The organism is Nakamurella sp., assembly GCF_048594475.1.
Classification (GTDB): domain Bacteria; phylum Actinomycetota; class Actinomycetes; order Mycobacteriales; family Nakamurellaceae; genus Nakamurella.
The window spans coordinates 1-9,364 of the sequence record NZ_JBMDXT010000029.1 but is presented as its reverse complement, the minus strand read 5'-3'; the positions used below and the strand labels follow the sequence as shown (position 1 = coordinate 9,364).

The 9,364-nt window shown below is 72.9% G+C and carries 10 protein-coding genes; 4 read left to right on the top strand and 6 right to left on the bottom strand.

What is annotated here, in order from left to right; translation table 11 throughout:
- Positions 1-79: 79 nt before the first annotated feature.
- The 4 genes from ACOJUF_RS01400 to ACOJUF_RS01385 form a co-directional block, all read right to left on the bottom strand.
- Complete coding sequence (locus ACOJUF_RS01400) at positions 80-397, bottom strand: WhiB family transcriptional regulator (protein WP_420120076.1); 318 nt, start codon at positions 395-397, stop codon at positions 80-82.
- A gap of 86 nt (positions 398-483) precedes the next feature.
- A complete protein-coding gene (locus tag ACOJUF_RS01395; RefSeq protein WP_420120078.1) occupies positions 484-1,437 on the bottom strand; it encodes a transketolase family protein in 954 nt (317 codons plus the stop codon).
- Between the two features lie 104 nt (positions 1,438-1,541).
- Positions 1,542-2,396, bottom strand: coding sequence for a transketolase (locus ACOJUF_RS01390; protein WP_420120075.1), 855 nt, complete (start codon positions 2,394-2,396; stop codon positions 1,542-1,544).
- An 89-nt stretch (positions 2,397-2,485) separates the two neighbouring features.
- On the bottom strand, positions 2,486-3,247 hold the full coding sequence (locus ACOJUF_RS01385; protein ID WP_420120074.1) for an SDR family NAD(P)-dependent oxidoreductase: 762 nt from the start codon (positions 3,245-3,247) through the stop codon (positions 2,486-2,488).
- Positions 3,248-3,397: 150 nt separating this feature from the next.
- Between ACOJUF_RS01385 and ACOJUF_RS01380 the strand changes: the two genes are divergently transcribed.
- From ACOJUF_RS01380 to ACOJUF_RS01365, 4 genes are all read left to right on the top strand, one after another.
- Positions 3,398-4,138 (top strand): GntR family transcriptional regulator, encoded by a 741-nt coding sequence (locus ACOJUF_RS01380; RefSeq protein WP_420120073.1) that lies wholly within the window; start codon positions 3,398-3,400, stop codon positions 4,136-4,138.
- Positions 4,139-4,178: 40 nt separating this feature from the next.
- Complete coding sequence (locus tag ACOJUF_RS01375; protein WP_420120077.1) at positions 4,179-4,871, top strand: GntR family transcriptional regulator; 693 nt, start codon at positions 4,179-4,181, stop codon at positions 4,869-4,871.
- A gap of 323 nt (positions 4,872-5,194) precedes the next feature.
- Entirely contained in the window at positions 5,195-6,535 is a 1,341-nt protein-coding gene (locus ACOJUF_RS01370) for an MFS transporter (RefSeq protein WP_420120072.1), read from the top strand.
- A 252-nt stretch (positions 6,536-6,787) separates the two neighbouring features.
- Positions 6,788-7,555 (top strand): thermonuclease family protein, encoded by a 768-nt coding sequence (locus ACOJUF_RS01365; RefSeq protein ID WP_420120071.1) that lies wholly within the window; start codon positions 6,788-6,790, stop codon positions 7,553-7,555.
- Positions 7,556-7,561: 6 nt separating this feature from the next.
- On the opposite strand, the gene ACOJUF_RS01360 is transcribed toward ACOJUF_RS01365, so the two are convergent.
- Complete coding sequence (locus tag ACOJUF_RS01360) at positions 7,562-8,812, bottom strand: hypothetical protein (RefSeq protein ID WP_420120070.1); 1,251 nt, start codon at positions 8,810-8,812, stop codon at positions 7,562-7,564.
- Between the two features lies 1 nt (position 8,813).
- Positions 8,814-9,364: Hsp70 family protein (locus ACOJUF_RS01355; protein WP_420120069.1), on the bottom strand; the 551-nt coding region annotated here is incomplete at its 5' end.

Below are 9,364 nucleotides of genomic sequence, written 5' to 3'. Positions count from 1 at the left end.
GTGATTCGCGGCGCCCGCCGCCGGGGGGCCGGCCGCGGGGCCCGGCCCGGGGCACGGCCCGCACCCGGCGGACGGTCCTTCAGCCTCCGGGGACCGGGGCGGCCGCGGGGTAACGCAGGGTGCGGACCCCGAGCCGGGCGGCGCGTTCGTCCTCGGACAGCCCGCCCCAGATCCCGTAGGGCTCGCGCGTGCGCAGGGCCCAGGCGGCGCAGTCCGCGATCACCGGGCACGACCGGCAGATCTGCTTGGCCCGGTCGATCCGCCGGGCCTTGAGCCGCCGCCGCTCGCCGGCCGGGTGGTAGAACAGCTCGACGTCCTGCCCACGGCAGGCGGCGAGCAGCTGCCAGTCCCAGGCGGGCGCCACCGGCCGGGGCGGTCGGTACTCGATGGTGGTCATGTCGTCGCCTCCCGGGCGTCGACCGGCGCGGCGCGGCCGTGCTCCGGCCCGGTTCAGACCCGGGCCGGAGCACGGTGACCCGTCGCTCAGGCCAGGCCGTCGAGAACCGTCGCGACGATGCTGTCCACGTCCAGCCCGTACCGCCGGTGCAGGGTCGGCAGCGCGCCGGCGTCCAGGAACGCGTCCGGCAGTGCGATCGGCCGGATCTGCTTGTGCACGCCGCCCAGGACCGCGGCGGACGCCACCGTCTCGAACAGGCCGCCCCGGATGGTGTGGTTCTCCAGGGTCAGCGCCAGCCGGTCGGTGTTCAGCTCCCGCAGGACCGTCTCGGCGTCGAACGGCTTGATCGTGGGGGTGTGCACGACGGCGACGTCGACCTTGTGCGCCTCCAGGGCTTTCGCGGCCTGCAGGGCCCGCATGGTCATCAGGCCGCTGGAGATCAGCACGACGTCCGCGCCGCCGCGCAGGACCGCGGCCTTGCCCAGCTGGAAGGTGTAGTCGTACTCGTCGAGCACGGTCGGCACGTTCCCGCGCAGCAGCCGCAGGTAGGAGGGGCCCGGCGCGGCGGCGAGCTGCGGCACGGCCTGCTCGATGTCCACCGAGTCGCACGGGTCGACGATGGTCAGGTTCGGCATGCCCCGGAAGATCGCGATGTCCTCGGTCGCCTGGTGGCTGGGCCCGTAGCCGGTGGTCAGGCCGGGCAGGCCGCCGACGACGTTGACGTTGAGGTTCGGCTCGGCGATGTCCAGGCACAGGAAGTCGTACGCCCGCCGGGCCGCGAACACCGAGTAGGTCGAGACGAACGGGACCAGGCCGGTCTCGGCCAGGCCGGCGGCGGCCCCGAGCAGCACCTGCTCGGCCATGCCGACCTGGAAGAACCGCTCGGGGAACCGGTCCCGGAAGATGTGCATGTCGGTGTACTTGGCCAGGTCGGCGGACAGCCCGACGATCTTCGGGTTCTGCTCGGCGACCTTGACCAGAGCGTGCCCGAGCGGGGCCGGGGCGGTGCGCTGGCCGGGTTCGGCGATGCTGGCGATCATCGCGGAGGTCTTGACGCGGGCCTTCTTGGCCGGCTTGACCTCGGCGTCGGCGGCCGCGGCGGCCTGGGTGACGGCCGCGTCGGTCGGGGTGTTGGTGGTCATGGTCAGTTGCTCCCGGCGGGGTTGGCGGCGCGCAGCGCCTGGCGGGCGAGGTCCCATTCGTGCTCGTCGATGCGGATGAAGTGCGCCTTCTCGCGGGTCTCCAGGAAGGGCACGCCGCGCCCGATGCGGGTGTCGCACAGCACGACGGCGGGCGTGTCGCCGGCCGGTACGGAGTCGAACGCGCTCAGCAGGGCGCTGATGTCGTTGCCGTCGACGCGGACGACCCGCCACCCGAAGGCCTGCCACTTGTCGACCAGCGGCTCGGTCCGCAGGACCCCGGCGGTCGGGCCGTCGGCCTGCAACTGGTTGATGTCGACCACGCACAGCAGGTTGCCCAGACCGTGGTGCGCGGCGGCCATCGCGGCCTCCCACGTCGAGCCCTCGTCGAGTTCGCCGTCGCTCATCATGTTGACGACCCGCGCGGCGTTGCCCTGGAACCGCAGGCCCAGGGCCATGCCGACGGCCACGCCGAGTCCGTGCCCCAGCGACCCGCCGGAGATCTCCATGCCGGGGGTGTAGGTGCTCATGCCGGACATCGGCAGACGCGAATCGTCCGAGCCGTAGGTCTCCAACTCCTCGACCCCGATGACGCCGGCCTCGGCCAGGGCGGCGTACTCGGCGATGGCGTAGTGGCCCATGGACAGCAGCACGCGGTCGCGGTCGAACCATTCCGGATCCTCGGGGCGGATGTTCGCCAGGTCCTTGTAGATCACGGCGAGCACGTCGGCGAAGCCGAGGCCCTGACCGACGTACCCCTGGCCCTGCACCTCCCCCATGTCCAGGATGTGGTGGCGGATCCGGTCGGCCGCGGCGGCCAGATCGGCCACCCGGGTCGACCGGTCAACTGTCTGCGTCATTGCATCTCACTTTCTTCGAGGAGCGGGGGATCGATCGGGGAGCCGGACACGGGCGGGACGGGTCGGGCCGGGCGGGGCCGGCCGGGACGTCAGGAGAAGTACGAGCCGCCGTTGACGTTCTGGGTGGTGCCGGTCAGGTAGCCGGCCTCCTCGGACGCCAGGAACGCGAAGAGTGCGGTGACGTCGTCCACCGAGGCCTGCCGGCCCAGCGGGATCGACCGGACGATGGCGTCCTCGATCTCCGGCGTGGTGCCGTGCACGCGGATGTCGGTGTCGACCGCGCCCGGCGTCAGGGCGTTGACGGTGATCCCGGTCGGGCCGAGCTCCCGGGCCAGCGACTTGGTGAAGCCGAGCACCGCGGCCTTGGCCGAGGAGTACGGCGTCCTGCCGAAGACCCCGCCGCCCTGCTGGGCCGAGACCGACGACATGTTCAGGACCCGGCCGTAGCCGCCCTCGATCATCTCCGGCAGGAAGGCCTTGGTGACCAGGTAGGTGCCGGTCACGTTGACCGCGAAGATGCGGTTCCACAGGTCGACGGTGGTCTCCAGGAAGGGCACCGGTGAGGTGATGCCGGCGATGTTCAGCACGGCGCCGACGGTCGGCAGCCCGGTCGCGTGGACGGCGTCCCGGACGGCGAGCACCGATTCCTCGGCGGCGACGTCGACGGCGGCGCCGAACGCGGGCACGCCGTAGCGCTCGGTCAGTTCGACGGCCAGCTTCTCGGCCGCCTCGCCGTCCAGGTCCAGGCCGGCGATCGCCCAGCCGTCGCGGGCGAAACGGTGGGCGGTGGCGCGGCCGATGCCGCGCTCGGCCCCCACCCCGGTGATGACGGCGGTGCGCTGCGTGCTCATGGCGATGTCCTCCTGCGGAACGCGGCCGCCGGCCGGCGGTCGGGTGTGGTCGGTGACGGCCAGGCGTCCGGTGGAAGGACCGGGCTGCGGTGGCCAGTGCAACGATCGTGGCATGTTGACTGTTAACAGTCAACTGATAACTTCAAACTCGTGAGAGATTCGGTGCCGGACGGGCCGCGGGACGGTTCCGTGGCCGGGCTGGTGGAGCTGGACCGCACGAGCCTGCGGGACCGTGCGGTCGACCGGCTGCGACAGGCCCTGGCCGGGGGTGAGCTCGACGCCGGGGCGCCCCTGGTGCTGACCGACCTGTCGGTGCGGCTCGGCATCTCCCGGGGGACCCTGCGGGAGGCCGTGCGCCAGTTGGAGTTCGAGGGCCTGGTGGAGGCCGGTCCGCGCGGCCGGCTGGTCGTCCGCGATGCGGGTGCCGTCGACCTGGAGCGGATGTTCGCGGTCCGGGGCGCGCTGGAGGGTCTGGCCGCCGCGATGCTCGCGGGCCGTCCCGACCGGGCCGGCGCCGTGACTTCGCTGCGGGTCCGGCTGCAGGGGGAGGTCGGAGCGGGTGCGGACATCCCGGATCTGCTGGTCGCCGACCTGGCGTTCGGGCGGGAGTTGTGCGGGCTGGCCGACGCGACCACGTTGCTGCGCGCGTGGGAGACGCTCGTCGGACTGATCACCCGCGCCGTGGCCCGGGCCGACCCGGCGGACGCCCGGGCGGCCCTGGCGCCCGAGCGGCGGCGCCGGGTGCTGGTCGCCGTCGCGGCCGGGGATCCGCACCGCGCCCGGCAGGTGGCGCAGGAGCAGGTGGCCCAGGCGGCCGCCGCGCTGGTGCGGCCCTCGGGTGTCGCGAGCGCCGGCGGGCCGTCCGGCAAGCTGTCGACTGTCAACGGATAGCGGTTGCCCGGTTATGATGCACTCCGATGAGGGGGTGCCGATGAGCCTGGGCGGCGTGGAGTCGGGGACGAGCCTGGGTGGCCTGTCGAGGACGAGCCTGCGCGAGCAGGCCCTCGACCAGCTGCGCAACGCGGTCACCTCAGGCGAACTGCCACCCGGAGCCCGCCTGGTCGAGACGGAATTGTCTGCCGCCCTTGGCATTTCGCGCGGAACCCTGCGGGAGGCCCTGCGTCAGCTGCAGCAGGAGGGACTGGTCGAGGCCGGCGACCGCGGACGCCTGACCGTCCGGACGCTCTCCGACGGCGAGATCCTGGACATGTTCGCCGTGCGCTCCGCCCTCGAAGGCCTGGCGGCCGCCGTCGTGGCCACCCGTCCCGACCGGGACACCCTCGTGCCCCGGCTGCAGTCGGCGCTCGACGCGCTCGAGGCGGCCAGCGGCTCGATCAACCACATGGTCGAGGTCGACATGCGGTTCCATCTGCGCCTGTGCGAACTCACCGGCAACGCCACCCTCGTCCGGACCTGGGAGGCGCTATCCGGCTCGATCCGGATGTCGATCATGTTCGCCGGCGCCGATCGGGCGGTGGCCAACATGTCCGTCCCGCGCCACCAGCAGGTGATCGACGCGATCGCCACCGGTGATCCCGACCGTGCCCGGGCCGCCGTCGACGACCACATGCGGGAGGCGGCGGCCAACCTGCTCAGCCACCACCGCGACGCCGCCGGCGCCTGAGCCGCGGGCCGGCCCGCGCGGCGCCGGCGCCCTGTCCGTTCGTGCGCGGGGTGTCCGGCCGCCGAGGCCCGTCCGCTCGCCCATCCCCGCCGGCCGAACGACCCGGTCGGCCCTCGCTCCGTACTTGTACGCCAACCGTCGAGCGGATGCATGCTGAACGCCGTCGGCGGAGAGTGCGACCAATTTCCTGTTGACTGTTGACAGTCGAGCGAGAGGCGGCCATAGTTCTCCCATCACTGTTGACAGTCAACAGTAACGAGGCCGGGATGGCCTTCGGTCAACGCAGACCCGGTCCCCAGGGGACCGAGATTGGAGCCTCGACGGTGAGTTCGCCCCAGTCCCACTCGCACTCCCTGGAGGGCAACGCCCACGGGACCACCAGCACGCGCAAGGTCGCCATCAGCTCGGGGATCGGCGCCACGATCGAGGCGTACGACTTCATCGGCTACGGCACCGCGGCGGCGTTGTACTTCAGCACCGACTTCTTCCCCTCCGGTGATCCGCTCACCGGCACGCTGCTGTCCTTCGCCACCCTGGGGGTCGGCTTCGCCGTCCGCCCGCTCGGCGGCGTCATCGGCGGCTACCTCGGCGACAAGGTCGGCCGCAAGCCGGTTCTCGTCGGCAGCCTGATCCTGATGGGCCTGGCCACCTTCTGCATCGGGCTGCTGCCCACCTATGCCTCCGTCGGCATCTGGGCCGGCATCCTGCTGGTCACCGTCCGCGTCATCCAGGGCCTGGCCTACGGTGCCGAATGGGGCGGCGCGATCCTGATGACCTACGAGCACGCGCCGTGGCGGCGCAAGGGCAAGTACACCGGCATCGTCCAGGCCGGCTTCCCCGTCGGTCTGCTGCTGGCCAACCTGGTGTTCCTGGTCTCGGTCCATCTGCCCGGCACCTGGGCCTGGCGGGTCCCGTTCCTGCTCTCGATCATCCTGGTCATCGTCGGCCTGGTCATCCGGTCCAAGGTTCCCGAGTCCCCGGTCTTCGAAGAGGTCAAGGCGCGCGGCGAGATCGTCAAGAACCCGATCGCCAAGGTGCTCAAGGAGGACTGGCGCAACATCCTGCGCGGCATCGGCCTGCGGGTGGCCGAGACCGCCGGGTACGCGGTGGCCATCACGTTCATGCTCTCGTACCTCAAGTCCGAGAAGCTCGCCGACAACACCCTGACCCTGACCGCGATCTGCATCGCGTCGGCGATCGGCATCTTCGCCACCTACAACTGGGGCAAGGCGACCGACCGCTTCGGCCGGCGCCCGATCTACCTGTTCGGCACGATCTTCATGGTGCTGTTCGCGATCCCGATGTTCCTGCTGGTCAACACGGGTGTCGCGGTGCTCATCGTGATCGCCGTGGTGCTGGCCTACGCGGTCTGCCAGAACAGCCTGGCCGGCGCCCAGGGCTCCTGGTTCCCGGAACTGTTCAACGCCAACACCCGCTCGTCGGGGGCGTCGATGGCCTACCAGTTCTCCGCCGTCGTCTCCGGCTTCACCCCGTTCGTGGTGACCCTGCTGTACTCGGCCTGGGGCTGGATCGGCGCCGCCGCCCTGTTCGGCTTCTACGGGCTGATCGGCCTGATCGCCACCCTGCTCACCCGGGAGACCTTCGGCCCGGTCGAGCGGGCCGCCGCCGAGGCGGAGGACCAGAGCATGCGAGTGCCGGCCTGACGCTCCGCCGACCGACCCGCCGGCTCGAAGCCCGACCGGCGACACCCCCGAAAGAGGCCGCGGGACGCATCCCGCGGCCTCTTTCGCGTCGGTCGTCGGCGGTCGTCGGCGGACACCCCTAGCATCACGGGGCGGGTCACCGGCCCGACCGGGACGGGGCCGCGGGGCCCGTCGCGCGGTGGGGCGATCGCGGACGCGGGGGAGCGAACAGTGGGGACGAGGCCGGCGCGCCGGCGGCGGACGATCGGCGCCGTGGTCGCCGTGAGCGTGGTGCTGGTGGCCGGGACGGCCACGGTGCTGGTGCTGCCGCTGCTGCGGCCCGCCGCGTCCGGCGACCCCACCCATGCCGTCCTTCGGGTGGTCGACGGCGACACCGTGCACGTGCTGGTCGACGGCCGGGACGAGACGGTCCGACTGCTCGGCATCAACGCGCCCGAGACCGACCAGTGCTGGGGGAGCGAGGCGACCCGGGCCGCGGCCGGGCTGCTGGACGGGGCCACCGTGACGCTGGTCGCCGACCCCGGCCAGAGCGACCGGGACCGGTACGGCCGGCTGCTGCGGTACGTCGTGCTGGCCGACGGCACCGACGTGGGCCGGCGGTTGGTCGAGGACGGCGACGCGGACGAGCGGACCTACGACGGCCCGTACGCCCGGCAGGCCGACTACCGGGCCGCCGACGCGGCGGCCGCGGCCGCCGGCCGGGGCCTGCACGACCCCGCCACCTGCAACGGCAACCCGGCGCCGCAATCCCCCACCGATCCGGCGCCGTCTCCCGCGACGACCGGGGCCGGCGGATCCGGCGGGTCGAGCGGGGCGGGCGGGGCGAGCGGGTCGGGCGGCACCCGGGAGACCGGCCCGAACGGCTGCGACATCAAGGGCAACATCAGCGACAACGGCCGGATCTACCACCTGCCGGGCAGCGCCGACTACGACCGCACCCGGATCGACGAGTCCCGGGGGGAACGCTGGTTCTGTTCGGTCGCCGAGGCGGAGGCGGCCGGGTGGCGGGCCCGGAACTGACGGCGCTCAGATGCCCCAGCGGGCGACCTGGTAGCGGTACACGTTCCGGTTCGCGGACCAGCGCGGCCGCCGGTAGACCCGGACGAAACCCCAGACGATCAGCGCGACGGCGGCGATCAACACCAGACCGCCGAGCCCGGCCGAGTTGCGGAAAAGGCCCGGAATGGCCACCAGGGCCAGCAGGATCAGGCCCAGCCACCCGAGGATGCGCAGCCCCACCCCCGAACAGCCGACTCCGGCGGGGAACGACCAGGCCTTCCGGTCGGCCAGCCCGGCCTGGTCGACCCGGACGCCGAGACGTTCGGTCAGATCGGCGTCGGTGAGCGGCAGGCTCAGCGCGTAGTGCAGGTCGGTCCGGGCCTGGTGGATCTGCGCCGGGCTGGTGAAGACGTGACTCCCGTCGTGCAGCATCGTCAGGTACGAGTCCACGCGGTAGAGCAGGGCGAAACCGAGCGCGTTGGCTACGGCCGGATCGGCCGGGTGGCGCGCGAGAGCGGGAGTGAGCACGTCGACCGCGGTCTGCGGCTCGGCGCGACGCACCCAGAAGTTGGCCAGTGCGATGGTCGGACCGGCGGCCGCCGGATCGAGCCGGACCGCCGACTCGTAGCCCGCTCGGGCCTGGTCGACATAGCCCGCCGCCTCGTTGACCTCGGCCAGCGAGAGGTAGGTGGAGGCGGACGGAGCGAGCCGGCCGGCCTCCACGAATTCGTAGATCGCGTCGTCCAGGCGGTTGTCGGTGCGGCTGACGGTGCCCCGGAGGAGCCAGGCCGCGGGGTCGCCGGGATTCCGTTCCGCCGCCTCGGTCGCCGCGTACCGGGCCGCGCGCAGATCGCCCCGGCGCAGCGCCTCGGTCCCCCTGGCCATCCAGTCGATGCGCGGCGCCGGCGCCGGGTCGGGTGCGGGGGCCGGCCCCGGGACCGTCGCCGCCGCGTCCGGCGGGGTCGATGGGGACGGCCCGGCCGGCGGCGGCGTCGCCGCGGCGGGCTTGGTCAGGACGACCCGTGCCGGACCGGGCGCCGGGGTACGGCGCGTGCGGTCGTAGGCGGCACGCCGGTCCTTGTCGAGCAGCGTCTCCTCGGCGGCCGCGATCTGCCGAACCCGGTCCTCCGCCTGGCGCTGCCGCTCGACCGTCGGGGCGTTCTGCCGGCGCACCCAGGTCCGTCGCTGGTCCAGGATCGCCTGCCGGACCGCGTCCTCGTCGGCGTCCGGGTCCAGGTCGAGCAACTCGTAGAAGTCGCCGGCCTCGGGTGCGGTCATGTCAGCTGACCTCCCGCCGGCGCAGCAATCCGGCCGCCCGGTCGATCTGGGCCCGGGTGAGGTTGGACCGCCGCTCGATGTGCAGGTCGCCGAGCTTGCCCCCGCCCATCCCGTCGAAGACCTCGGCGAAGACGACCGCGTCGGCGCTGAAGGAGATCGTCACCACCACGGGCGTGCGGTCGGCGCGGGCGGGGAGCGTGATCGACCCGCTGCCGACCACGGTCACGAAATCGAGATCGTCGTCGTCGCCTTCGGTGATCTCGATCTGCAGGCTCGTCCGGCCGGATTCGGTGGTCATGAACTCCGCCGACCCGCTGGCGGGGATCGGGCTGTTCCGCGGAAGGAGCACGTAGTTGTACGTCCGGCCGGTCCGGGGATCGACGGTCACCACTCCGAGCCCCAGGGCGGTGACGTCGTGGATCGCGACCGGGCGGGCGGGCGCCGGGGTGGGAAGCGGGGTCACGGTCGGGTCGGGTCGCGCCGGTCGGCCGGGCGCGGGCGCGGCCGGGGAGCCGGCGGTCGGCCGGGTCGTGGCCGCGGCGAGCAGCCCGG